The following is a 24,495-nucleotide window of genomic DNA, read 5'->3' on the forward strand; positions in this document are numbered from 1 at the left end:
GCGCTTCACGGCACGAACTCCACACTCGACATCAGTACCCGCCCGTCGACGTCCTCGACACCGACGCGCAGACGGTAGGTGCGCGCCGAAGACTCTCCCGCTGAATTGCCGACCTGAGCAGATGCCGCGATCAGCACCACCCCCGAGTTACCGGATTCCGATGCCAAGGCTGCGGTGTCGACACGCCCGTCGGAATCGACGGCAAAATCACGGATGGACGCGACGAACGCAGATTCGCCGGACTTCAGTTCGTCGGCAAAGGTTCCCGTACTCAGCGACTGCAGTGTCTCGAGGTCCTCGTCGACTGTGGCGGAGTGAACGTCGATCAGAGCGAGGGCTCCTGCGACCGCACCGTCGACGTACTTTTGACGCTGGGACTCTCGCGCGCGGTCCGATCGAACTGCCAGAGCACCGAAGACGACAACGACGCTCAGAGCCGCGAGTGCAATCCAGACCAGGGCAGTGAGTACACCGCGCTTCCCTCCGACCGGATCCAGCACCTCACCTCTCAACGATTCGTCGGCGTCAGCAACTGTTGCCACGGCTCACCCTCCCCCGAATCGGAAGCAGCAGGAGCTAATTCCGTGTGTTGATAGTCGACACCGTCAGGCCCGGTGTACAACTCGCCGGGAGCATTGGTCCCCGACGGCACGTACGCTTCGGGGCTCCGACAGATCTCCGGGCTCGGTGCTCGTTTGCCCGGTACCTCCATACAGGGAATGTTCCGGGATCCACGAACTGCGAAGACCGAGTTCTGCGGAACTTTGCAGTACAGATCAGCCGGGGTGTCCGGCACACTCATCTGGGTCGGGTCCCGTCGCTGATCGGCCGGAAGGTAACCGGTCGAGCACGCCGCGGGGTCCTGCGCTTGGAGGTGGAAGTTGACGTTCGCGGCGCCGTCCACCTGCCCGCGTTGTACGACGGTTTCCTGTGCCGCGACCAGTGGCGGCAAGATGACGAGCACCTGCTCCAAACCGGCGTTGTACGTCAAAGCCACCTGAGCGGTGCTGGTGAAATTGGCAAGCAGCACAGGCAAAGTGGGTTTGAGGCCTTGAAACAGCAGGTCGGCTTCAGTCGCGAAGCCCGGTCCGGTCTCGAGGATATTGCGCACGGACCCGTCGGCGACCTCCAACTGTCCACTGAGTTGAGCGACACTGGACGCCCACTGGCGAATCTGATCGCCCGTCACCACCTGTGTCTGCAGGAGCGGATCCAACTGCTGTACGAGCGTCGTGGCCGGGGTTGTGGCAGCAGACATCTGATCGACGAACGAGGTGGTCGAATCCAGCAGACGAGCCAGGTCCTCTCCCCTGCCACCGAATGCTGCCGCGGACTCGTCGATCACCGACCGCAACTTGTCCTGCGGTACCGATGCGAGCATCGCCTGCGCCTGATCGAGGACCGGTCCGATCTCGGTCGGGATCGTGACAGCGTCGGGGCCGATCACGTCTCCGTCGGCCAGAAACGGTCCGTCCGCGGTTCTCGGTTGCATGTCGACGTATTGCTCGCCGATGGCCGACACACTTCGCACCGCTACTGCGAGCCCGCTGGAGGGAACGGGAACCGCACTCTCCAAAGATAATTCGGCGCGTACCACTCCCGGAGACAGACGCACCGATCTGACCTGACCGATGGTGTCGCCGCGATAGGTCACGTTCGCGTTCCGATACAGGCCACCGGCGTCGGGCAGTTCGACTGTCACCGAATAGCGCCCGATTCCGAGCATGGTCGGAACTCTCAGGTACGAGATAGCCGCTGCGCTCATGCCTATCACCGCCAGGATCGCGAAGATCGTCAATTGCCTTCGCACCAACTTCGTGAGAATCATCGTCCACCTCCCTGGGCGGGCTGCGCTGTGCCAGGTGGGCCGGGCTGCCCTGTGCCGAGTGGGGCGGTCAAGGGATCGACCAGTACTCCGTTCTCCACGGGGGTTTGCGGCGCCCCGAACGGCGTACCGAAGCCGAGACCTGACTGGAGGCGATTACTCGTGAGGTCGATCAGCGCCCACAGATTGGTGTAATCGCCGCGCATTCCGTCGTCGATGGTCGTCTGGGGGAAGGGGAAGGTACTCAGGTTGCCCAAATTGTTGATCAGGTCCGGTCCTGTTTCGACCACCTTCTGCAGCGTCGATTCCAAGGCGCTCAAATTGGCTTTCAAATCGTCGCGGGTCCGGTCGACCAGATCGGTCCCGACGTCCCCGAACCTGCCGACCGCATCGAGGGCGGTGGTCAGGTCGACGCGTTGGGCGCTGAGTTCCGCCAAGGCCGGATCAAGGGTCTCCAACGCCTCACCGAGAACGTCTCGCTGGGCCGTGATTTCACCGGCGAAGACGTCGAGATTCTCCATGGTCGTGACCATCGCATCACGTTGGCGGTCGAGTGTTTCGGTCACGGTATCCATCTGACTCAGCAGGTCGCGAGCCGCGTCGGTCCGTCCGCCGAGCGCCGTGTTCAGCTCCGTGGTGATGCTGTGAATCTGAGCGAGCCCGCCGCCGTTGAGGACCAATGACAGTGCCGTCAACGCTTCCTCGGTGGTGGGATAGACGCCGGCCGACGCGAGGGGGATCACCGATCCCTCCGACAACCGCCCTTCCGGCGCAACATCGGTAGGCGGCGCAAGCGCAACGTGTTTGGACCCGAGCAGGCTGGTTTGGCCGATCTTGGCCGTCGCATTGGCGGGCAGGGACACCGAGCCGTCGAGCGCAACCGTCACCCGTGCGTGCCAGTTGTCGGTCTCGATCGCACTGATACTTCCGACTGTCACGTCGTTGACCATGACCGGAGAGTTGGGACTGATCGACGTGACGTCCGGCATCTCGATCACGACCGAGAAACTTCCCTCACCGCGGCCGGCCGCGCCCGGCAGCGACACCGAATTCAGCCCGCTCCATTGACAACCCGTCAGAACGAGCACGGCGCTCGCCGCCACACACACTGTTCCCCACCGGCGGCCAGTCATCGTGATCCTGTCGACGGCATGAGCAAGCCGGTCAGATCAGACGCCACCGGTACCGTCGGAAAGCCCAAGGCGCCAGTCGGTTCCAGATCAGGCTCGCTGTACACCAGTTGGTCCGGAAGAGCGCCGAGCGCCCGGGTCGGATTGATGCTCAGGTCCGGGTAGTTGGCCTTGATCGTGTTGAGCAACGGGCCGAGGTATTCGATGCACAAATCCGCGCCCTTCTTCGAGGTGTCGTTGGCCAGGCCGGCGATTCCGCCGCAGATCAAGTCGATCGGGTTGCCGACGTTCTGGAATGCGGGCACACCCACCATCGCTCCTTGGGCCGGCCGGTAGACGTTGTAGTAGTTCGACAACGCTGTCGGAGCCAGATGCAGTACCTTCTCGAGGCCTGCGCGCTTGTCGACCAGTACGTGGGACACGTCGGCCAACTTCGCGATCTGCTCCGTCAAGCCGGTTCGGTTCTGTTCGACGAACCGCTGTACGTCGACGACGGCGGCGTCCAGATCGGCGAGAGCCGGAGCCAATTGCGTCCGGCTCTCGGCGAGCACACTCGAGACATTTGCCAGTCGTCCTTGGAACTGAACGATCTGTTCGTCGCTTGCGGCGAGTGCGGTCGTGAAGGTCTGCAGGCCGCGGATGGTGCCGAACAGATCGGCTCCGCCTTCGTCGAGTGTGCTCATAGCCTCCGAGAGTTCGGTCACCGAGCGCCCCAGCGCTTCCCCGTTGCCGGCCAGTGCGGATCCGGCACCGTCGAGGAAGTTGGCGGCGGGACCGCGATCGTCCCCGACGGGACCCAAAGCATCGGCAGCCCGGCCCAGCTGTTCCTTGATCTGGTCCCACTCGACCGGGACGGCCGTTCTGTCGAGTGGGATCTCCGCACCGTCATTCAGTGCGTCGGCGCCGTCCGTCACCGCCGGCGTCAACTGCACGAAGCGGGCCGAGACCAGCGACTGGGCAACGATCACCGCTTTCGCGTCCTCGGCGACGGGAACCTCGCGCGCCAATTTCAGTTCGACGCGCATTCGATCTCCCTGTGGGGCGATCGCGGTGACGCGGCCGACGTCGACTCCCACGACACGAACGTCGTCACCGACATACAGACCGGTCGTCGAGGTGAAGTAGGCCGTCACGTTGTAGTAGCGCAGATGTTGCACCGCAAGGTATCCCGACACGACGACGATCGCCGCACCGATGACGCTTCCACCAACGACGGCGATTCGACGCCAGTTCACCGGTTTGCGAACTCGTAAGGCACCCATCATCGAACCTCCGGAATCGGTAGCGGCGCAGGTGGTAGCCCGAACATCGCGTTGATCAACGGTTGGGTGTATTGCGCTGGCACCAGGTTCTGGACGTAGGCGTAGTAGAAGGGGCCGCTGGCCACGGTGTCACCGAGCGTGCCCACGTACGTACCGAGACCGTCGATTCCCTGAGAAAGGTTGTCCTTGTTGTTCTGCAGAATTCCGACAACCGTGTCGAGTTTGCCGAGGACCGGCTGCAATTGCGCCTCGTTGTCGTGGACGAGTCCGCTCAGCTGGGTCGACAACGCCGAGATGTTCGTGATCACTTCCCCCAGCGCCGCCTGTCGCCGATCCAGTTCTCCCAACAAGGCGTTGCCGTCGACGAGTAGCGCGTTGACCTGTGGTCCACGCTCGGCCAGCGTCCCGGCGACGTCGTTTGCATCGGACAGCAAGGTGCGCAACATGTCGTCGCGTCTATTGACGCTGTCGGAGATCCGTGCGACACCGTCCAGCGCCGGCCTCAGGTTCGGCGCACTGTCGGACATCACCTGCCCCACTGCGTCGAGCGATTCGGAGAGTTGGTCGAGATCGATGTCCTCGACCGTCGTGGTGAGGTCACCGAGCACGTCGGGCAGCGAGTACGCCGATCTTGTTCGCTCGACCGGGATCTCGCCGCCGACCGCGATCCTTCCCGGACCGTCCAGATCGAGCGATACCGCTCGCTTGCCGAGCAACGACATCGTGGTGACGGCCGCCGATGTGCTTTCTCCCAAACCGATCGAGCCTTCCAGTGTGAAATCCACGCGCGCGAGTCCGTGCTCGACCTCGATCCGATCCACCGTTCCGATCTTCACTCCGGCGGCGTTGACTTCGTCTCCCGGCGCGAGACCGCTGGCGTCGGCGAACACCGCGCTGTACCCGACACTCGATTTCAGGAACTGCAGATTCTGATACTGGAGCGATGCCAATACGACGGCGGCCGTGACGACCAAACCCACGACCCCCACGCGTACGGCCTGGCTCTGTGCCATCTCTCTCATCGTGGTGCGCACCTTCCGGTCGTCTGATCCACCAGGTCGACAGTGAGCGGCGTACCGTCGGCACCGTCGACCTTCAGTGCGATTCCGCACAGATAGAAGTTGAAGAACGACCCGTACGAGCCGACTCGGATCAGCTGCTTGTAGTTCGAGGGCATGGACGCGAGAATCCGATCGAGCTCACTCTGTTGCTCGATCAGCGGATTCAGGCTTGCGTCCAGCTTCGACAGGTTTCCCGCGATGTCCGGGCGAACTCCGGCGAGGAGATCGGCGAAGGTGCCTGATGCGGTGTTCACACTCTCGACGGCAGTCCCGATCATCTCCCGGTCCGCCGCGAGCCCGCTGACCAGCTGTTGTAGGTGATCGAGAGTGTCACTGAACTGACCACCGCGGCTGCGCAATTCGCTGAGCACACCGTCGAGGTTGCCGATCACTCGACCGATCAGTTGGTCGCGGTCTGCGAGAGTGTTCGTAATCGATCCGGTGTGCGCCAGCACCGATGCCACAGTTCCGGACTGGCCTTGAAACACCTCGAGCAAGGACATCGACAACGCGTTGACCTGCTCCGGGTCCAGGGCTTGAAACAGCGGCTTGAAACCACCGAGTAGCGCATCGAGGTCGAGTGCCGGTGCGGTGCGATCGACGGGGATGCTCTCGCCCTCCGGTTGCGGTTCCGCGATCCCCGGATCGTCGAGCAATTCGAGGTATCGATTACCCACCAGATCCTGATATCGAACAGCGGCTCTGGTCGATACGGTCACGGTGTCACCCGTATCCACACTGAAACTCACGTGGGCACGGTGATTCCCACCGAATTCGACGGAGCCGACAGAACCGACCGGCACACCGGCGATGCGCACCTTGTCGCCGGCTCTGAGCCCGGAGGCGTTGACGAACTCCGCCGAGTACGACCTCGCGTCGCCACCTCGCATCTGGCCGAACACGAGGATCAGCCCGGCGTTGACGAGGATCATCACCAGAACAAAAATTCCGAACTTGACGGTGTACCCACGAACTTTCATCGGATCTCCGTCCCGAACAGGTAGCTCATCAGATCCGGGACCGTGTTCATCGGTTGCCCACCATTCGGCTGACGCTCGGGCGCAAACGGATTCACCCCGGTGTCGGTCACCAGGTACGGAGCATTGACGTTCGGGTCGCGCAGTGGAAGGCCCATACACTGCGGGCCACCTGTTGCCGCGACCTTCGGGAGGTCGTCGGGATATCGGTACGGTTCGGTTCCGGCGATCAGACCGATCGACATCTTGATTCCTGGTTGTCCGTTGTAGGCGCCGTCGCCGATCTTCTTGCTCTCCTGCAGTCCGTGGAACATGCAGGGAATCACCGGGGAGTATTCCTCGAGCAGTGCGGTGGTCGGCCGCAGTAACGACAGAACGGTGTCGACGCCGTCGGCGTTGGCTCCCAGTATGTCCTCGCCGGTGCGGGCCAGCCCGATCACGTTGAGCAAGAGGAGATCAAGATTCTGCTGCTCGTCGAGAACAGTGGATCCCGTCGTCGTGAGCGAGTCGAGGGTGTCCATCAAGTCGAGAACAGCGTCGCGGTAGGTCTGCGTGACGGCTGGCAGGTCCGTCAACACATGATCGAGAGCCTCACGTGCAGTGTTGAATTCGAGCAAGGAGGAATCTGCTTGTTCGAGTGCGACCCCGAGCCGTTCGCCGCGTCCTTGCAGAGCAGTCGAGAGGGCACCCAATGCCGAATCGAGTTTGCCCGGGTCCACCGTCCGGAGCACGGTGGTGAGTTTCTCGAACACCGTGTTCAGCTCGACGGTCACCCGGGATGCGTCGATCGTCGCTCCGGCGGCAAGTCGCGCACTACTCGGCTGCTCCGGCGAGGACAGGCTGACGAACTTCGCGCCGAAGGCCGTGTTCGACGTGATCGCCACATTCACGTTTGACGGAATCGATTCGAGCGCTTCGGGATCGATCGACAACGACAGTTGTGCGGTGGCGTCGTCAGTCGGCGTGATGGACTCCACCGAGCCCACGGTCACCCCGGCCATCTTCACCCGCGCGCCCGGATCCATCACGAGCCCCGCGCGCTCCGCGATCACCGTGATCGGGACGCGAGCGACAAACACCTGGTTGAAAGACGCGACCGACAACGCGATGACCCCGACGATCGCCGCAGCCAAGCCCAGAGCAGCCAACTTGTAGCCGTATCTGTGCACGCAGTCCCCCTAACCGGACAGATTGAAGTTGCCGGAACCGCCGTAGAGCGCGAGTGAGACGAGCAGGGTCACCGCCACGACGCAGATCAGCGAGAGCCGAACCCCGCGGCCCACTGCAGTTCCCACGCCCGACGGTCCCCCGGACGCGTTGTATCCGTAGTACGTGTGGATCAGCATCACCAGTAGTGCCATCACGAGCACTTGAACGAAGGACCATGCGACATCGACCGGATCGAGGAACGTCGTGAAGTAGTGGTCGTAAAGACCGGAGGACTGACCGAACAGCACCACCGTGGTGAACCTTCCGGCCAGAAAAGATCCTACGAGCGCCAATGAGTACAGCGGCAAGATCGCGATCATCCCTGCGGTGACGCGGGTGCTGACGACGTACGGGACCGAACTGATCGCCATCGATTCGAGGGCGTCGATTTCCTCACTGATGCGCATGGCACCGATCTGCGCGGTCGAACCTGCGCCGATCGTGGCCGACAGGCCGATTCCCGCGATGACCGGCGCAGCGATACGAACGTTGATGAAGGCGGAGAAGAATCCGGTGAGCGCTTCGACTCCGATATTTCCCAGTGAGCTGAAACCTTGGATCGCAATGGTGCCGCCCGAGGCGAGAGTCAAAAATCCTACGACCGCAACCGTGCCGCCGATCACTGCCAAAGCTCCGGTGCCCATGCTGATCTCGGCTACCAGTCTCAACACTTCCTTAGGGTGTTTGCGAATTGCCCACGGGATGTGAGCGATGGCGCGCGCGAAGAAGACAGCTTGTCGCCCGACGTCGTCGATCGAGCGTGACGTTCGAGCCACCCGCGCCCGCGTGCGTCCGAACTTGCCGATTTGTGCCAGCGAATCCGACAGCGTCACCTCGATCACCCCGCCGTCAATCGGATGCCGACCGCGGTGACGATGGTGTTGACGACGAACAACGCCATGAATGCGTACACCACCGTTTCGTTGACGGCCTCCCCCACGCCTTTCGGCCCACCCCGTACCGACAGTCCGCGATAGCAGGCCACCAATCCCGCCAGCATCCCGAACAGTGCAGCTTTGACCATCGACAACGCCACCTCGGGCAGGCCGGTCAGCAACGTGATTCCCTCGACGAAGGCGCCAGGGTTCACGCCCTGGAGAAACACCGAGAAGGCGTAACCGCCGGCGATGCCGATGACGCAGACGAGTCCGTTGAGCAGCAAAGCCACCACGGTCGACGCGACCACCCGAGGAATCACCAGCCGAGTGATCGGATCGATCCCGAGCACCTCCATGGCGTCGATCTCTTCACGAATCGTTCTCGATCCCAGATCGGCGGCGATGGCTGTCGCGCCCGCACCTGCCACGATCAGCACCGTCACCACCGGACCGACCTGAGTCACGGCGCCGAGCGCGGCCCCGGCGCCGCTGAGGTCGGCGGCACCGATCTCGCGGAGAAGGATGTTGAGGGTGAAACTCACCAGGACCGTGAACGGCACGGCTACCAACACTGTCGGCACGATCGACACCCGGGCGATCATCCAACTCTGCTCGAGAAACTCTTGCACCTGAAAGCGGGTGCGGAACAAGCCCACTGCGACATCGGCGCCCATCCGGTAGAACTGGCCGAGTTCGCGCATCGGGCCCGCAAGTGCAACTCTTCCGCTGTACACGTCAATGCCCCGAAGGGCATGACGTGGAGTTGCCGTAGTCGACCTTGAATTCCTTGATCCCGTTGAGCCAACCGGACGAGAGCCTGCTCGGATCGCCGAGCTTGCTGATGTCGGGCATGTGATCGGCGATCTTGCCGAAGATCAGATCGACCTCCATTCTGGCCAGGTTGGCGCCGACGCAGTAGTGCGGCCCGGTTCCTCCGAACGCGAGGTGCGGGTTCGGGTCTCGGGTGATGTCGAAGACGTCGGGGTTCCCGAAGACGGTTTCGTCGAAGTTCGCCGAGCCGTAGAGCAGTACGACGCGCTGCCCCTTCGCAATCGCAGTGCCGGCAATCTGTGTGTCCACCACTGCTGTTCGTTGCATCGACGTCAGTGGCGAAGCCCAGCGGATGATCTCGTCCGCGGCGGTGCGCGGACGCTCGCGCTTGTACAGTTCCCACTGATCCGGATGCTCGAGGAATGCCATCATGCCGAGTGTCGTTGCGTTTCGCGTCGTTTCGTTGCCTGCGACAGCCAACATGATGACGAAGAAACCGAACTGTTCCGGGGTGAGTTTCTGCCCGTCGATGTCGGCATGCACCAAGCGCGAGATGATGTCGTCGAGCGGTTCCTCCCGTCTCACCTCAGCCAGTTGATAGGCGTAGCCCAATATCTGCGCCGACGCCATCCGAGACTCGCCGGCGAGTGACTCGTCGTCGTATCCCGTCATCTGATTCGACCATTCGTACAGCTGACGGCGCCCGTCCTGCGGTACACCGATCAGCTCCGAGATCGCCTGCATGGGTAACTCGCTGGCGACCTGGCTGACAAAATCACCGCTACCTTCCGCCACGGCAGCCGACGCTATGTCTTCTGCCCGCGCTTCCAACCCGGCCCGCATCGCTTCCACCGACCGCGGAGTGAACAAGCGTGCCACCAACTTGCGCAGCTGTGTGTGCTCAGGGGCGTCCTTGTTGATGAGGACGTGTTTTGTCGCCTCCAACTCCTCCGCCGAGATGTTGTCTTCATGCCGCGGAATGCAGCCGTTGACGTTGCTCGAGAACTCCTCGCTGCGCAACGAGACGTCGCGGACGTCTGCGTGGCGGGAGACAACCCAGCAACCACCGTCGTGAAATCCGCCGGTACCCGGTTCCTGGGCGTTCCACCAGACCGGAGCGCATCGTCGTAGTTCGGCGAACTCGGCAAGCGGGACGCGCTCGCCGTACAGATGCGGGTCGGTCACGTCGAACCCGTCGGGAAGGTCGATCTCAGGCATTGCAGATGCTCCTTTACGGATGGGTGCCGGGTGCCGGGTGCCGGGTGTTGCGTGTGAGCGCTAGTCGATCCGGTGGACCGGGTCGCTGTTCTGTGAGAACTCCTTGGCCCAGCGGTAGTCCGGCTTGCCGCTCGGCGCTCGAACGACCTCGTCGGCGATCCAGAAGGAACGCGGAATCTTGTAGCCGGCGAGGTGACTGCGGGCGTGCTTCTCGATGGATTCGAAATCCGGTTCCACACCGTCGCGGATGCGAAGCACCGCCGCCACCCGATTGCCCCACCGCTCGTCCGGAACACCGATCACTGTCGCGTCGTAGATGTCGGGATGGGCCTTCACCACGGCTTCGACTTCTTCCACGAAGACCTTCTCGCCGCCGGTGTTGACCACCATGTTTCCCCGTCCGAGGAGGGTGACCGAGCCGTCGTCCTCGATCCGCGCCCGGTCTCCGGTCACCACTGCCCGTGCGCCGTTCACCTCTCGGAATATCTCGGCCGACTTCACCGGGTCCTTGTAGTAGCCGAGTGGAACGTTTCCGAGTTTCGCCAGCCATCCTTCGGCGCCCGAGCCCGGCTCCAACACTCGGTTGTCATCGTCGACGACGACCGTGAATCTGTTGGCACCCACTTTGGGTCCGCCACGCTGCTCCAACCCTTTGGTTGCGAATCCGATTCCGCCGAAGCCTGTTTCGGACGATCCAACCGAATCGGAGATCATCAGATTCGGAAAGACGTCGAAGAACGCATCTTTGACCGATCCGGAGAAGAGCGCAGCGCCGGAGGCGAGCACAGCCAGGCTCGACGCGTCCGGCTGCAATTCGTGATGGGCTTCGACCAGTGGACGGCCCATGGCGTCGCCGGTGATGACCATGACCTGCGGGCGATATTCGGCGACGACCTTCCAGACCTGTGCCGCATCGAATTTAGGTTCGAAGATGACGGTGTTACCAGAGAACAGAGCGTTGAACGTCGGCATCAGTGCCGAGGTGTGGATCAGCGGTGGAAGCATGCACCACCGCATCGGTTCGGCTGCCGCGGCGCCACCGCGCGACTGCTGGTACTCGTCGGCGATCGGCTCACCCGAATAGAAGTCGTAACCGCCGGCCAATACGCGCCAGATGTCTTCCTGCCGCCAGACGACGCCTTTCGGTCGTCCGGTTGTTCCGCCGGTGTAGAGAACGTAGACGTCGTCGCCGGAACGCTCGGGAAATGCATGTTCACCTGTGCGCAGCGGGGATTGGTTGCCGAGCGCATCCTCGTACGCCACTGCCCCCGGAATCGACGGTTCGTTCCCGAGAGCGAGTTCGTCCGCCGCCTCGATCACGTACTTGACCCGCGGCGTGGCCACCAACGCCTCGGCGACCCGCTCAGCGAAACCACGATGGAAAACCAACGCCGTGAGATCCGCGTTCTCGTACAGGTAAACCAATTCGTCGCTCGTGTAGCGGTAGTTCACCGTGATGGGAACCCCGCGGATCTTGAAGGCCGCGAGGACAGCAACCATCGCCTCGATCGAGTTGTGCAGTTGAATACCGATGTGCGAACCGACACCTAACCCGACGGACTGGAAGTAATGCGCCAATCGGTTGGCCCGCTCGTCGAGCTCACGGTATGTCACCTCCTCGCCGGAAACGATCAGCGCGAGGCGATCGGGCATCGCATCGACGGAATGCTCGAACAGGTCTGCAAACGTGTACGCCATAGGTTGAGTCCTTCGGGTTCGGCCGGTCAGACGACGAAGAGAGGCAAAGGGATTCCGCGATCTTCGAATACGAATGCCGCGCCGGTACTGACCTTCGTGATGGCGACTTCGACGCATTCCGGAGCGGGAGCTTCGGTGATGTCGACGGCCAGAAGGAGCCCCGCGGCATCTTCGGCCACCACTCTCACGGTGAAGTGCGGATTCACGCCGCGGACCAAAGCCTGGAGGGGATCGAGGTGCTCGCTGCCGAGCAAGGTCGGCCAACCGCCGTCGCGGTCGACAAGAGCTTCTCGCGAGATCCGCAGCTCCAGAGCACCGCCGTCCTGTCGGACCTCGCTCTCCACATACTGCTTCGGATTCAGCAAGGGATGCACGGACAGGACCAATGCCAACGATTCCAGCGTCGAAGGAAGCCCGAGCGCATCTCGAATACGCTGTGCCGCAACTCCCGCGATTCCGGTCAATTGCTTTCGCGTGATCTCGCGAGCCTTGCCTTCGTCGGCACGGCGGCGAACCGCTGCCAGAAAGCCCAACGCCAATAGATGATGCTGCACGCAGATCTCCTCTGCGATGCGAACCAAGGCTGATCGCGAGAAGTCGGAAAACCTCAGGTCGGACAACAACGGACCCGAGTAGTCCGCCCTACCGTCCCCACCGTGATCGATCGGGCTCAGCTCGACCGTCACCGCGGCGGTGCGTCCGATCTGCTCGGTGTGCGCGGTCATCACGGGAGGCGTGTGCGACGGGTCGATGGAAACGGTCCAGGCGCAGTGCGGATGTCGGTCCGCGGGCCTGCGCGGTGGTCGGTGAATCGGCCGGATCTGGGTGTGCGGGTTGGTCGCGATGGCTGTCGCATCGAAAGTCGGATCCTCGATGTCGTGACACATCGAGGTCACGAACTCATCACCCAACGGCTCGACGTCCATGAGTGCTCCGCAATGATCGAGCCAGAACTCACCGTGCAGCGGATCGTCGACCCGGTATCGAAAGTCCATGAACTGTGGCGGAGCGCCGATGTCGAGTTGTAACCCTTTGAAGATCGTCACGACGTCGTCGCCCTCGTATCCGAGAGCCTTCTGCATGCGGCGGGTGTACCAGGGGCTGGCCGATTCCCACTCCTCGACGGCCACCTGCGCCATACCCTCGCGTCCGAATTCGACGATCAGATGCGCCATGCCCGAGCGATCGATCAGCTGCCCGCACAGGAGCAACTCGGGCACCAACACGGCAAGGTCGCGCTGCGAGAGTGTCTCGAAGGAATCGCGCACCGTCATCGGACTCACCACAGCGGGACCGGCGCGGTGCCCACCGGATACCAGCCCGGTAGCGGGTCGCCCGAGATCGATCGCTGGATCCGCCCCTGCATCCCCTTCGAGAGAGCATTGTTGCCGATCATCTCCATGAACAGTGCCGACACGTTCCCGAAATCGAAGAAGTCACGCTGCCAGGACCATTGGAAATCCCCGCCGTAGCGGAACCAACTACCACCGATACCGTAGACGGAGTAGTTGCTACCGTCCTCACGCTTGGCATCGGAAATCTGCTTCCACAAGCCGATCACGTTTCCGCTACGGTCGTCGATCACAAAGTCTTGATACGGATACTCCCAGCCTTCGAGGCCCTTCATCTCGAGACCGAGCGCGACTTCACGAATCTCCCCGCGCCCCACCGCCATGAAATCCTGCTTGGGGCCGTAGTTCCACCCGTACGTGGCGTCCTCGGTATACATGTCCGCCAACGGTTTCCAATCGCCGGCGGCTTCGGCCTTTTTGTTCGCCTCGATCCAGCGTTGGACCATCTCGTCGAGCTCTGCGCGGTCGAAACCCGTCATCTGAACTTCCTCCCTCGAGCACATGAATTCGCTGCAATCAATCGACAATTCTCAGGGCGCCGGTCGGGCAGTACCTGACCGCCATCTCGGCTTCACCGCGGAGCGACTCGGGTGGGTCGGAGTCCAGAAGACTGACCTTCCCCCGCTTCGGGACGACAAAGATCTCCGGTGCCTCCAGCTCGCATGCCGCATGGCCTTGGCACAGGTCGAGGTCGACTTCGACGTGCATGATCACCCCTCACGCCCGGGACGTGTTCTGCGCCGGTACCTCACCGCGCACGGCTGCTGCAACTGGACGACCATCTTGCTGTGGTCGTTTCGGTAGGATTCCGACGGCTGCGCCATCTCGAACTCGAAGTCCCGCAGCAGGATCGAGAAGATCGCTTTGAGCTGCATCTGGGCGAACGCAGCGCCGACGCAGCGATGCCGGCCGGCTCCGAACGGAATCCACGTCCAGCGGTTGACGATGTCCTCTTGATTCGGGTCGATGTACCTCCCGGGATCGAAGGTGTCCGGCCGGGGAAAGTCCTCGGCGATTCGATTGGAGATCGCGGGTGTCGCGGCGACAAGATGGCCCTCTCGGATCTCGAAGCCGCCCACTTCGAAATCTCCACGTGCCACCCGCAACAGGATGATCAACGGCGGATGCAGTCGAAGGGTTTCCTTGACCACAGCCTCCAGAACCGGAATCTGGCGCAGGGCATGAAAACTGATGTCGGCGCCGTCGGAGTACAGATTGTCGAGTTCGTCGACGACGTCCGTCATGGTGTCGGGATGCCGCAACATCTCGATCAGCGACCACGCTGCCGTGCCGGAAGTCGTGTGGTGGCCGGCGAACATCATCGAGATGAAGATTCCGGTGATCTCGTCGGCACTGAACCGGAGGTCGCCGTTCTCGTCCTTGACCGAGACCAACACGTCCAACATGTCGCGGTCATCCTTGCCCTGCGGAGGATTCGCGATGCGCCCGTTCATGATGTCCTGTACCAGAGCGACCAACGCCAACCGGGCCTCGTCGCGGCGGCGGAAACTCTCGATCGGCGCGTACGGATCCACGAAAGCCAATGCATCCGTTCCCTGTTCGAGCTCGTGATACAGCTTGGCGAAGCTATCATCCAGTTCGTCGCGGAACTTCTTGCCGATCAGGCACGCCGACGAGGTGTAGATGGTCAGCTCGGCGAAGAAGTCGAGCAGATCGATCTCGCCTTCGTCTCCCCACTGCGCGACCATCGCCTCGACTTCCCGGCCGATCGTGGCGGCGTGCCCGCGCATCTGTTCGCCGCGCAGAGCCGAGTTGTGCAGCATCTCTTTACGCCGCTCCGGGCTGGCGTCGAAGACGACGCCTTCACCGAATATCGGCTTCATGAAGGGGTAAGCCGCTTGTTGGTCGAGATCCTCGTCGGTGGAGCGGAAGAAGAACTCGTTTGCCTCGGCTCCGGACAGCAGGATCACTGTGCGGTCGGCAAGTTGAAAGGCGCCGACGTCACCACATTCCTCACGCACCCGGCGCATGAGCGCTATCGGGTCGGTTCGCAGTTCCTCGAGATGCCCGTGCGGGAGATCCCCGCCGGACACCCGCGGCGGCTCTGGCAGTGTTCGCGACGTCTCTTGCACTCCGTGCGTCATGTCGTCTCCTGTGAGTTCGCAGTGGGAAGTTTGTCCAGTGGCGCCTCGGGCTGAACTTCGACGAGCACGATGTGTGCTCCTCGCGGCGCCGACACAACGGCGACGATGGCATTGGCGATGTCCGAGGCGCGCAGAAAGTAACCATGGCGGGCGAACCCCCACTTGCTCCACGATTCCCCGACCGGTCCGATGATCTCCGGCGTCGTGTCCATCCCCATGCCGGTCAGTGTCGGCCCGGGTCGCACGATCGACGCGCGAATGCCTGTTCCCTCGAGCTCCATTCGCATCTGACGCCCCATTGCCTCGAGCCCGGCCTTCGCCGCGTCGTACGCACCCATGAGTGGACGCTGGCGCTCGGCACAATCCGAGCCGATCAGTACGAAGTCACCGCGCTGTCGTTGCCTCATGCCGGGGAGTACGCGATGCGCCAATCGCTGCGCACCGACGAGGTGAACTTGGATCTGCCGTAGAAACGCCTCAGGATTCATCTCGTCCGCAGCCCCGAATTCGAGGTCTCCGGCACCGGAGACGACGATTTCCGCGGGGCCGTGGACTGCCTCTGCGGCCGAGACGAACCCGTCGACCGAATCACCGTCCGTGACGTCGAGGAAGTGGGCGAACGCTTCACCACCGTTGCTGCGGATCTTCTCGGCGATGGCTTCGCATTCGGCGACTCGACGCGCACCGAGTGCAACCGGATGCCCGAGTTCGGCCAGGGCATACGCGGTGGCTGTGCCGATTCCCGACGACGCACCACTGATCAGTGCCGGCCGGCGAACAGGATTGGGTTCGAAACGAGGCATCAGCGCACCTGCACTTTCACCGGCAGGGCCGCAAAGCCCCGGACATTTGTCGAATGAACACGCTCGATTCCGGACTCGACGACTTCGTAGTCGCTGACCCGACGCCCGAACTCCGCCAGGGCGATCTTGGCTTCGAGCTTGGCAAGGTGGGCACCGAGGCAGAAGTGCACGCCACCACCGAAACTCGCGAGTTTTCCCGACGAACTCCGGCCGATCTGGAAGCTGTCGGCATCGTCGAAGACGTCGGCGTCTCGGTTGGCCGATCCGATCAGGAGCAGGACCTTCTCCCCCGCTGGAATGGTGCGCCCGTGGTATTCGAGGTCGACAACCGAAGTCCGAGCCACGATCTGACTCGACGTGTCGTAGCGAAGAGTCTCTTCCACCCATTCCGAGGCTCGTTCGGGATCGTCGAGGACCGGTGCGATCTGCTCCCGGTGGTGCGAACCCCAGTACAGAGCGTTTCCGAGAAGCTTGGTCGTGGTCTCGTTTCCGGCCACGACCATCAGAAACATGAATCCGAGGATCTCCTGGTCCGAAAGCTTGTCTCCGTCGATCTCGGCGTCGAGCAAGGCCGAGGTCAGATCGTCCGTCCGCGATCGGCGACGCTGCGCGATCATCTCCTTGTAGTAGCCCATCAAACTGATCGAAGCCTCCACCGCAGGTTGCGGCACGTCGAGAACACCCGCCTCTCGATGCACCACCAGATCCGCCTTGCGCCGCAGTTCGGCTCGGTCGGGTTCGGGGACACCCATGAGTTCGGAGATGACGTCCATCGGCAGCTTTCCCGCCACCTCCGTAATCCAGTCGAACTCCCCCGCGCCCAGCGCGGGTATCAGATGTTGCTTCGTCAGTTCGAGTATCCGGCCGTCGAGCTCCGCAACACGCCGCGGTGTGAATCCGCGAGAAACCAACTGGCGCAACCGCATATGGCGGGGATCATCCATAGCGAGAAACGACATCACATAATGCGCGTGTGGACCGTATGCAGCGGGGTCGAGTGATACTCCGTTTGCGCTCGACAGACGCTTGTTGTCCTTGAATCCGTCGACCACGTCCGCATATCGCGACAATGCCCAAAAGCCCACGTCCGGATTGTGATACAGGGGTGATTCTTCGCGCAGACGCTTGTACGTCGGATACGGATCGTCGTGAAAGTGGTAGTCGTACGGATTGAAGACCACCGGATCGATCAAAGCTTCTGTCATGATTTCTCCAGGATCAGTAGAGCTGAGGCCTCGAGGCGTCCAGCGATTTGCGCGTAGGTTCCGTAGCCGATCCCTGCCCGCAGAAGCGCCCCGGCATAAAGCATTTCGAGCGCTTCCAACACTTCGGGTTCGCCATTCGGATCCAACGCCGAGGCGAGTCGTTGATGGATCTCGAGCCCGATCCGGCCGCGAAGATGTTCCACTTCAGGGTCGGATCCGAGCAGTGCATTGGTCACGGCGGCCGATACCTCCGGTTCGTCCGCGAGAAGCAGCGCGATATTTCGAAGTACAGACAGCACGTGCGCGGTGCGATCCAACCCTGAGCCATCAGGCGCCGACGAGTTCTGAAGTCTTCGCCAGAAAACCTCTGCGACGAGATGCTCCTTGGACGCGAAATACGTGTAGGCGGTCGCAGTTCCTACGCCCGCTTCGGCCGCAACCGAACGGACAGTCAGTCCGGAAAACTCTTGTTTGCGTAGAACTTTCACTGTTGCTTCGGCAAGCCTGGCCACAGTTTCCGCCTGTTTGCCCGTGAGGCGCCTGCGAGTGGATTCGTAGACAATCGATCCCCCGCCACTTGAATCGCCCCGTTTGCTGGACACGTGTCTGGACGTTACTACAGCGTCCTGTCCAGGGCAACGAAATGGGGAAACTTGGAAAATTCACCACGAACAGGCAGCAGCGACGCGAAAAGTTCTACTACAGACCGATCTTCATCCCGGCACCAGCGTCCACGCGCAGTTGCTGGCCGGTGACGAATCGCGACTCGTCCGAGGACAGGTACACGACTGCATGCGAGATGTCCGCGGGTTCGACCCACGGGATCGGCATCGCCTGCATGAACGGGAACGTCACAGCCGCATCCTCGGCGGTCGGATTCTCGAGGTCGGGACGGAACGTCCGGTACATCGGCATGCTCTGCAACATGTCGGTGTTCACATTGGTCGGATGAATCGCGTTGACGCGAATGGAACTCGGCCCGAGGGTCAGCGCCAACGAACTGGTGTAGGCCTGAATCAGCTTCTTGGCCAACCCGTATCCGTCGCCACCCGGACCCTGGAGCGCCTGTTGCCCGTTGAATCCGGTCTGCGGCACCAAACCGGCAACAGAGCCGATCGCGATGATCGAACCCCCTTCGCCGAGGTATTCCATCGACGCGTGCACTGTATTGACGACACCGAGAAAGTTCACATCGAAGGCGTCGACGAAACCGGCGGTCGACACGTGTTTGCCCAGCGGACAGATACCGGCGTTCGCCACGACGACATGCAATCCGCCCAACTGCCCTACCGCCTCGGCAAGTGCTGTTTCGAGTCCGGCGCGATCACGGACGTCGACACGCGCCGTCACCACCTGCTGCCCGGCCTCTTTCACCAGGCGAGCGGTTTCCTCCAGATCGGCTGGACTGGCGAGCGGGTATTCGTTGCTGGCGATGTCTGCGCACAGATCGAAGGCGATGATGTGCGCGCCCTCCCGCGCGAGACGGACGGCGTGACTGCGCCCCTGACCTCGAGCAGCGCCGGTCACCAACACCACTTTTCCGTCAACTCTGTTCATTTCGACCTCTCTCCTGTGGATGTGAAGACGTGGTTGTGAATGTGCGGTGAACCGTAGCGGCGCCGCACCGGACACGAGGCGCTTTTCGTCGAAGCAGATCCGAGACCCTCTCGAGACCGCTGGGCTCTCGAAATCTCTTATGCCCCAAAAACCATTGCCTCAACCACAAGTGTGAACTAGAGTCCAGACACATGTCCAGAAAGAGAGGGTTTGCGCTATGACGCTTCGACCCGCAGACAGTTCTGCACTTCTCGTCGACGGAAAACTGGTTCCCGGATCCGGCGGGACCTTCGAAGTTTTCAACCCGGCGACCGAGGAACTGATCGGCCGTGCGGCCGAAGGCACCGCCGCGGACATGGACGCGGCCATCGCCGCTGCGCGCCGTGCGTTCGACGACACCGAATGGGCACGCGATCACGGGTTTCGCGCTCGCTGCCTGCGCCAACTGTGCGATGCACTCCAGTCCCACATCGAGGAGTTGCGTGAGATCACCGTCGCCGAGGTCGGCGCACCGGTCATGCTGACGAGCGGTCCGCAACTCGAAGGCCCGATCGAAGATCTTCGCTACTGGGCCGATCTGATCGAAACCTATTCGTGGGAACAAGATCTCGGGCACGCGTCTCCCATGGGGATTCCGACCCATCGCCGACTGCTCAAGGAAGCCGTCGGCGTCGTCGGCGCAATCACACCGTGGAACTTTCCGCACCAGATCAATTTCGCCAAGCTCGGTCCCGCCCTCGCAGCCGGCAACACCGTCGTTCTCAAACCCGCGCCGGACACGCCCTGGTGCGCCGCGCTGGTCGCCAAGGTGATTGCAGAAGAAACCGAGATCCCGGCCGGCGTAGTCAACGTCGTGACGTCGACGGATCACTCCCTAGGCGCGCAGCTGTGCAGCGATCCGCGCGTCGATCTCGTGTCCTTCACCGGTTCCACCGCCACCGGACGCACAGTGATGGCCACGGCCGCGCAAACTCTCAAGAAGGTCTTCCTCGAACTCGGGGGTAAGTCCGCATTCATCGTCCTCGACGATGCGGACATCAAGGGTGCATGCTCGGTTGCCGCGTTCTCCGTCTGCGTTCATGCCGGTCAGGGATGCGCGCTCAGTACCAGACTTCTGGTGCCGCGCGCTCGGTACGACGATGCTCTGGCCGCGGCATCTGCCGCGATGGCGGGTATCCGAGCCGGCGACCCCAGCGCGCGCGGAACGGTGTGTGGCCCGGTCATCTCGGCGCGCCAGCGCGCCAGGGTGGAGAGCTACCTCGCCCTCGCGGTCGAAGAGGGCGGCACGATCGTGACGGGTGGGGGCCGTCCCGACGATCGCGAGAGGGGTTTCTTCGTCGAACCCACTCTCATTGCCGGGCTGGACAACTCGTCTCGCGTAGCGCAGGAGGAGATTTTCGGGCCCGTCCTCGTGATCCTTCCGTACGACAACGACGACGACGCTATCCGGATTGCCAACGATTCCCCCTACGGCCTGTCCGGGTCGGTGTGGGGCACCGATCCCGATCGCGTCGCGCACGTCGTTGCCGGTGTCAGAACCGGAACGCTGAGCGTCAACGGCGGCGTCTGGTATTCGGCCGACGCACCGTTCGGCGGCTACAAACAATCAGGGATCGGCCGCGAAATGGGCCTCGCGGGTTTCGAGGAATACCTCGAAACCAAGCTCGTCGCTTCACCTTCCTGACATTCCACACCCTCACCCCACACCCTCACCACAGAATGATCACCACGAAAGTAGGTCGACATGGGACGTTTCGACGGTCGCACCGCGATAGTCACCGGAGCAGCGCAGGGTATCGGAGAGGCGTATGCCCGCGCTCTGGCCGCGGAGGGGGCCAACGTGGTCGTGGCGGACCTCAATCGCGAACTCGGCGAAGCAGTCGCCAAGCAGATCAACGCGGACGGCGGAAGTGCCGTGTTCAAGGACGTCGACGTCGCCGACGGGGAGTCGACTGCGGCACTTGCCGACTTCACGATCGAGCAGTTCGGCAGCATCGAGCATCTGGTGAACAACGCTGCCATCTACGGCGGAATGAAGATCGATTCCCTGTTGACGGTGGACTGGGACTACTACCGAAAGTTCATGAGCGTCAACATGGACGGCGCACTGCACGTGTGCCGGGCGGTCGTACCTCACATGCGAGCGAAGGGCGGTTCGATCGTCAACCAGTCCTCCACAGCAGCCTGGCTGTACTCGAACTACTACGGACTCGCGAAAGCCGGCGTCAACAGCCTGACACAACAACTCGCGACCGAACTCGGCTGGTCGAACATCCGGATCAACGCCATCGCTCCCGGTCCCATCGACACGGAGGCGACTCGAACCGTCACCCCCGGCAACATCGTCAAGGACATGGTGAAGCGAATCCCGTTGCAGCGCATGGGAACACCGGAGGATCTCGTCGGCATGTGCCTGTTCCTTCTCTCCGACGACGCAGGCTGGGTGACCGGGCAGATCTTCAACGTCGACGGAGGCCAGGTGTACCGGTCATGACGGAATCGGCGCCGAAAGCCAGCGCTTCGAAAACCAGACTGGGATACATCGGCCTAGGCAACATGGGCGCGCCGATGGCGCAGCGCCTCCTGGACTGGCCGGGCGGACTGGTGGTGTGTGATGCCCGCGCAGAAGCGCTCGAACCGTTCACCACTGCGGGCGCGAGCGCAGCATCGACGCCCGCCGACGTTGCAGCGCAGGCGAGCATCATCTCCGTCACGGTGCTCGACGACGCGCAGGTACGCGAGGTTGTGTGCGGGCCGCACGGGATTCTGTCGACCGCACAGCCAGGCACTGTCGTCGCGATTCACTCCACTATCTCGGACACCACGGCGGTGGAACTCGCTGACATCTGTCAACAGCGTGGTGTTCTGCTGGTCGACGCGCCGATCAGTGGCGGTGCCGGCGGCGCAGCGCAGGGCAGGCTGGCAGTGATGATCGGCGGCTCCGACGAGGCGTTCGAAGCCGTCCGCGAGCCCTTCGGATCCTGGGCCGAGCTGGTGGTTCACGCCGGTGACGTCGGCGCGGGAACGCGAATGAAGCTCGCACGCAACCTTCTTCACTTCGTCTCGTTCACCGCCACGACCGAGGCCGCGCGACTCGCCGAAGCAGCAGGACTCGATCTCCGCACGCTCGGAAAGGTCGTCAGGCACACCGATGCGATCACCGGTGGCGCGGGCGCGATCATGCTCCGCGACACCACCGCACCGGTCTCGGAGGACGACCCGTGGTTCTCGATACTGCGGCATGTTCGCAATCTCGGGGAGAAGGACTTGGCCTTGGCCATCAACCTCGGTGATCGGCTGAATCTCGACCTGCCGCTCGCGCACCTTGCGCTCGCCGGACTCGGTGCCGGTCTGGGCGTCGGGAATGACAGCGAAGTCAGGCCGGCCGAACCTTCAACGGCATCTACTACTCGGGAGCACGCATGACCGACACCACTCACATGACCGATGCCGGTGGAACCGACGAAAGCCGCATCTCCGAGGCCCGTGCTCGTGGCGTCGCGAAGATGAACGAGGTGTACGGCTGGGAGCTTCCCGCCGACGTTCCCGGCGACTTCTTCGCGGTCACCGCCGACCACCTCTTTGCCGACATCTGGACGCGACCGGGACTGTCGGTACGTGATCGACGACTACTCCTGATCGGTGCCATCACCGCCCAGGGGCAGAACGATGTGGCGAAGATCCAGATCAACGCTGCTCTCCACAACGAGGAGTTGACCGAGCAGCAGTTCGAAGAGGCCGCAATCTTCCTGTGCCACTACGTCGGCTGGCCGCTGGCCACCGGGCTCAACAATGCGCTGATCGCCGTGAAGGCCGACAGACGTAAAGCCGCGCGCGCCAAGGAGAAGGCCGCGGCCGATTCCGCGAAAACGGACACCGACTGACTTTCGGTCGAGATACTGCCATCAGGGCATCGATCACACCCACCGATTCCCCCACCAACCAACCAGAAGAGCGAAGGATCCGAATCCATGGCCGAGGCCAGCTCAATCCGTCCGCAGTCCTCCGCAAACATCGAGCAGTGGCACTTCGAGGCTGACGTCGTCGTCGCCGGCTACGGCATTGCCGGAGTGAGTGCTTCGATCGAGGCCGCGCGAGCGGGCGCCGACGTGTTGGTGCTCGAGCGCACGAGCGGCTGGGGCGGCGCTGCGGCGCTGGCAGGCGGATTCATCTATCTGGGCGGCGGGACCCCGTTGCAGCAGGCACTCGGGTTCGAGGACTCCCCCGCCAACATGAAATCGTTCATGATGGCCGCACTCGGTCCCGGCGCCGACGAGGAGAAGATCACCGACTACTGCGAAGGCAGCGTCGAGCACTACAACTGGCTCGTCGACAACGGTGTGCCGTTCAAGGAGAGTTTCTACGGCCAACCCGGCTGGGAAACACCCTTCGACGACGGACTCATGTATTCCGGCGGCGAGAACTCGGCACCGTTCAACACGATCGCGACACCGGCCCCTCGCGGGCACGTTCCACAGATGAGCGGCAAGCGCACCGGGGAGAAGGGCGGTGGTTTCATGTTGATGAAGCCACTGATCGAGACGGCCGAAAGCCTCGGCGTACGAGCAGAATACGACATGCGAGTCCAGCGCCTGGTCGTCGACGGAGATCGAGTGGTCGGCATCATCGCCAAGCAGTACGGCAAGGAAGTGGCAGTTCGAGCACGCACGGGTGTCGTACTGGCGACGGGAAGCTTCGCCTACAACGAAGCGATGATCCAGTCGTACGCCCCACGGCTGATCGGGCGCCCCGGTGCGGCTATCGAAGAGCACGACGGAAAGTCCATCCAGATGGCGCAGGCTCTCGGGGCCGACCTCGCGCACATGGACGCCACCGAGGTCGCATTCTTCGGCGACCCCCAGTTGATGATCCGCGGCATTCTCGTCAACGGACGCGGCCAGCGCTACGTCAACGAGGACACGTACCCGGGAAGAATCGGCCAGGAGACGCTGCTGCGCAACGAGAATCAGGCCTACCTGATCATCGACGAAGCTTCCTACGAAGAGGGCTGCGCCGCCGACAGTTCCACACCGTTCTTCAGATTCCAGCCCAAGTGGGTGGCCGAGACCGTCGAGGAACTCGAATCCGACATGGGTCTGCCGGAAGGCACCCTCCAGTCGACCGTCGAGGTCTACAACCGCCACGCCGCCCGTGGTGAGGACCCGGTATTGGGAAAGAAGAAGGAGTGGGTCAAGCCGATCGGCTCACCCGTCGCTGCGCTCGATCTTCGCAATTTCACCGCCGGATTCACGCTCGGCGGTCTGCGCACGTCGATCAACTCGGAGGTCATCCACGTCTCCGGCGAACCGATCCCGGGTTTGTTTGCCGCTGGACGCTGCACCGCCGGCGTCTGCGCCGGTGGATACGCCTCCGGAACGTCCCTCGGTGACGGCAGCTTCTACGGGCGACGCGCCGGAGTCAGCGCTGCTAAGGGCTGAGCGTCT

24 protein-coding genes are annotated in these 24,495 nt (G+C 62.7%); 5 read left to right on the forward strand and 19 right to left on the reverse strand.

Translation table 11 applies throughout. The features are described from left to right. Window positions 1-5: 5 nt before the first annotated feature. From ACN50D_RS21660 to ACN50D_RS21750, 19 genes are all read right to left on the reverse strand, one after another. The gene (locus ACN50D_RS21660; protein ID WP_307850446.1) at window positions 6-542 is read right to left on the reverse strand and encodes a hypothetical protein; all 537 of its coding nucleotides are present in this window, start codon (window positions 540-542) and stop codon (window positions 6-8) included. Next, the gene (locus ACN50D_RS21665) at window positions 509-1,828 is read right to left on the reverse strand and encodes an MCE family protein (protein ID WP_211921118.1); all 1,320 of its coding nucleotides are present in this window, start codon (window positions 1,826-1,828) and stop codon (window positions 509-511) included. The genes ACN50D_RS21660 and ACN50D_RS21665 overlap by 34 nt, the downstream gene beginning before the upstream one ends. Continuing rightward, window positions 1,825-2,958 carry an MCE family protein gene (locus tag ACN50D_RS21670; RefSeq protein ID WP_211921120.1) on the reverse strand — a complete coding sequence of 378 codons (1,134 nt, stop codon included), beginning with the start codon at window positions 2,956-2,958 and terminating at the stop codon, window positions 1,825-1,827. The genes ACN50D_RS21665 and ACN50D_RS21670 overlap by 4 nt, the downstream gene beginning before the upstream one ends. Beyond that, on the reverse strand, window positions 2,955-4,217 hold the full coding sequence (locus ACN50D_RS21675) for an MCE family protein (protein ID WP_007728671.1): 1,263 nt from the start codon (window positions 4,215-4,217) through the stop codon (window positions 2,955-2,957). Before ACN50D_RS21675 ends, ACN50D_RS21670 begins: the two co-directional genes overlap by 4 nt. After that, window positions 4,217-5,239 (reverse strand): MCE family protein, encoded by a 1,023-nt coding sequence (locus tag ACN50D_RS21680; protein WP_245361452.1) that lies wholly within the window; start codon window positions 5,237-5,239, stop codon window positions 4,217-4,219. Before ACN50D_RS21680 ends, ACN50D_RS21675 begins: the two co-directional genes overlap by 1 nt. Continuing rightward, window positions 5,236-6,258 (reverse strand): MCE family protein, encoded by a 1,023-nt coding sequence (locus ACN50D_RS21685; RefSeq protein ID WP_007728666.1) that lies wholly within the window; start codon window positions 6,256-6,258, stop codon window positions 5,236-5,238. The genes ACN50D_RS21680 and ACN50D_RS21685 overlap by 4 nt, the downstream gene beginning before the upstream one ends. Beyond that, window positions 6,255-7,424, reverse strand: coding sequence for an MCE family protein (locus ACN50D_RS21690; RefSeq protein ID WP_211921122.1), 1,170 nt, complete (start codon window positions 7,422-7,424; stop codon window positions 6,255-6,257). Before ACN50D_RS21690 ends, ACN50D_RS21685 begins: the two co-directional genes overlap by 4 nt. Before the next feature lie 9 nt (window positions 7,425-7,433). Beyond that, complete coding sequence (locus tag ACN50D_RS21695) at window positions 7,434-8,306, reverse strand: MlaE family ABC transporter permease (RefSeq protein ID WP_003944051.1); 873 nt, start codon at window positions 8,304-8,306, stop codon at window positions 7,434-7,436. Continuing rightward, the gene (locus ACN50D_RS21700) at window positions 8,303-9,043 is read right to left on the reverse strand and encodes an MlaE family ABC transporter permease (RefSeq protein ID WP_030536769.1); all 741 of its coding nucleotides are present in this window, start codon (window positions 9,041-9,043) and stop codon (window positions 8,303-8,305) included. Before ACN50D_RS21700 ends, ACN50D_RS21695 begins: the two co-directional genes overlap by 4 nt. A gap of 34 nt (window positions 9,044-9,077) precedes the next feature. After that, window positions 9,078-10,331, reverse strand: a complete 1,254-nt coding sequence (locus ACN50D_RS21705; RefSeq protein ID WP_211921124.1) for a cytochrome P450 — start codon at window positions 10,329-10,331, stop codon at window positions 9,078-9,080. 60 nt (window positions 10,332-10,391) lie between these two features. Continuing rightward, window positions 10,392-12,029, reverse strand: a complete 1,638-nt coding sequence (locus ACN50D_RS21710; RefSeq protein WP_211921126.1) for an acyl-CoA synthetase — start codon at window positions 12,027-12,029, stop codon at window positions 10,392-10,394. 26 nt (window positions 12,030-12,055) lie between these two features. Next, window positions 12,056-13,303 (reverse strand): hypothetical protein, encoded by a 1,248-nt coding sequence (locus ACN50D_RS21715; RefSeq protein ID WP_211921128.1) that lies wholly within the window; start codon window positions 13,301-13,303, stop codon window positions 12,056-12,058. Between the two features lie 5 nt (window positions 13,304-13,308). Beyond that, a complete protein-coding gene (locus ACN50D_RS21720) occupies window positions 13,309-13,860 on the reverse strand; it encodes a hypothetical protein (RefSeq protein WP_054782107.1) in 552 nt (183 codons plus the stop codon). A 37-nt stretch (window positions 13,861-13,897) separates the two neighbouring features. Beyond that, the gene (locus tag ACN50D_RS21725) at window positions 13,898-14,089 is read right to left on the reverse strand and encodes a ferredoxin (RefSeq protein WP_020907945.1); all 192 of its coding nucleotides are present in this window, start codon (window positions 14,087-14,089) and stop codon (window positions 13,898-13,900) included. A 2-nt stretch (window positions 14,090-14,091) separates the two neighbouring features. Further along, entirely contained in the window at window positions 14,092-15,486 is a 1,395-nt protein-coding gene (locus ACN50D_RS21730; protein WP_007728646.1) for a cytochrome P450, read from the reverse strand. Further along, complete coding sequence (locus tag ACN50D_RS21735) at window positions 15,483-16,289, reverse strand: SDR family oxidoreductase (protein ID WP_003944110.1); 807 nt, start codon at window positions 16,287-16,289, stop codon at window positions 15,483-15,485. Before ACN50D_RS21735 ends, ACN50D_RS21730 begins: the two co-directional genes overlap by 4 nt. Then, entirely contained in the window at window positions 16,289-17,494 is a 1,206-nt protein-coding gene (locus tag ACN50D_RS21740; RefSeq protein ID WP_003944019.1) for a cytochrome P450, read from the reverse strand. Before ACN50D_RS21740 ends, ACN50D_RS21735 begins: the two co-directional genes overlap by 1 nt. Further along, on the reverse strand, window positions 17,491-18,057 hold the full coding sequence (locus ACN50D_RS21745) for a TetR/AcrR family transcriptional regulator (protein ID WP_024487471.1): 567 nt from the start codon (window positions 18,055-18,057) through the stop codon (window positions 17,491-17,493). Before ACN50D_RS21745 ends, ACN50D_RS21740 begins: the two co-directional genes overlap by 4 nt. Window positions 18,058-18,193: 136 nt before the next feature. Further along, window positions 18,194-19,051 carry a mycofactocin-coupled SDR family oxidoreductase gene (locus ACN50D_RS21750; RefSeq protein WP_065454976.1) on the reverse strand — a complete coding sequence of 286 codons (858 nt, stop codon included), beginning with the start codon at window positions 19,049-19,051 and terminating at the stop codon, window positions 18,194-18,196. A gap of 217 nt (window positions 19,052-19,268) precedes the next feature. On the opposite strand from ACN50D_RS21750, the gene ACN50D_RS21755 reads away from it, so the two are divergent. The 5 genes from ACN50D_RS21755 to ACN50D_RS21775 all read left to right on the forward strand — a co-directional run bounded on the left by ACN50D_RS21755 (window position 19,269) and on the right by ACN50D_RS21775 (window position 24,489). Further along, window positions 19,269-20,735, forward strand: coding sequence for an aldehyde dehydrogenase (locus ACN50D_RS21755; RefSeq protein WP_065352526.1), 1,467 nt, complete (start codon window positions 19,269-19,271; stop codon window positions 20,733-20,735). 60 nt (window positions 20,736-20,795) lie between these two features. Beyond that, window positions 20,796-21,545: an SDR family oxidoreductase gene (locus ACN50D_RS21760; RefSeq protein WP_065352527.1), complete on the forward strand. Its 750-nt coding sequence runs from the start codon at window positions 20,796-20,798 to the stop codon at window positions 21,543-21,545. After that, window positions 21,542-22,477 carry an NAD(P)-dependent oxidoreductase gene (locus tag ACN50D_RS21765; protein WP_065352528.1) on the forward strand — a complete coding sequence of 312 codons (936 nt, stop codon included), beginning with the start codon at window positions 21,542-21,544 and terminating at the stop codon, window positions 22,475-22,477. The genes ACN50D_RS21760 and ACN50D_RS21765 overlap by 4 nt, the downstream gene beginning before the upstream one ends. Further along, the gene (locus tag ACN50D_RS21770; protein ID WP_003944075.1) at window positions 22,474-22,935 is read left to right on the forward strand and encodes a carboxymuconolactone decarboxylase family protein; all 462 of its coding nucleotides are present in this window, start codon (window positions 22,474-22,476) and stop codon (window positions 22,933-22,935) included. Before ACN50D_RS21765 ends, ACN50D_RS21770 begins: the two co-directional genes overlap by 4 nt. An 87-nt stretch (window positions 22,936-23,022) precedes the next feature. Further along, window positions 23,023-24,489, forward strand: coding sequence for an FAD-dependent oxidoreductase (locus ACN50D_RS21775; protein ID WP_050656861.1), 1,467 nt, complete (start codon window positions 23,023-23,025; stop codon window positions 24,487-24,489). Window positions 24,490-24,495 lie beyond the last annotated feature (6 nt).

This window comes from Rhodococcus sp. SB1D (genome assembly GCF_048573875.1).
GTDB classification, from domain to species: domain Bacteria; phylum Actinomycetota; class Actinomycetes; order Mycobacteriales; family Mycobacteriaceae; genus Rhodococcus_F; species Rhodococcus_F qingshengii.